This is a genomic window from Isoptericola croceus, assembly GCF_029382255.1.
GTDB classification, from domain to species: domain Bacteria; phylum Actinomycetota; class Actinomycetes; order Actinomycetales; family Cellulomonadaceae; genus Isoptericola; species Isoptericola croceus.
Map to the genome: position 1 here is coordinate 1 of NZ_JARLLG010000301.1, position 269 is coordinate 269.

Sequence of the window (269 nt, forward strand, 5' to 3'; positions counted from 1 at the left end):
CCTCGGCCTTGAACTTCTCGGCCTCGGCAACCATGCGCTCGATCTCCTCCTTGGAGAGACGGCCCTTGTCGTTGGTGATGACGATCTTGATGCTCTTGCCGGTACCCTTCTCGACAGCCGAGACGTTCATGATACCGTTGGCATCAACGTCGAAGGTAACCTCGATCTGAGGAACACCACGAGGAGCAGGAGGAATGCCAGTAAGCTCGAACTTGCCGAGCAGGTTGTTGTCCTTGGTACGGGCACGCTCACCCTCGTAGACCTGGATG

Annotated in this window: 1 protein-coding gene; it reads right to left on the minus strand. The window is 57.2% G+C overall.

Annotated elements, in window-relative coordinates; translation table 11 throughout:
* The coding region (locus PZC42_RS24725; RefSeq protein ID WP_277214183.1) for an Hsp70 family protein at positions 1-269 on the minus strand (269 nt) is incomplete at both ends.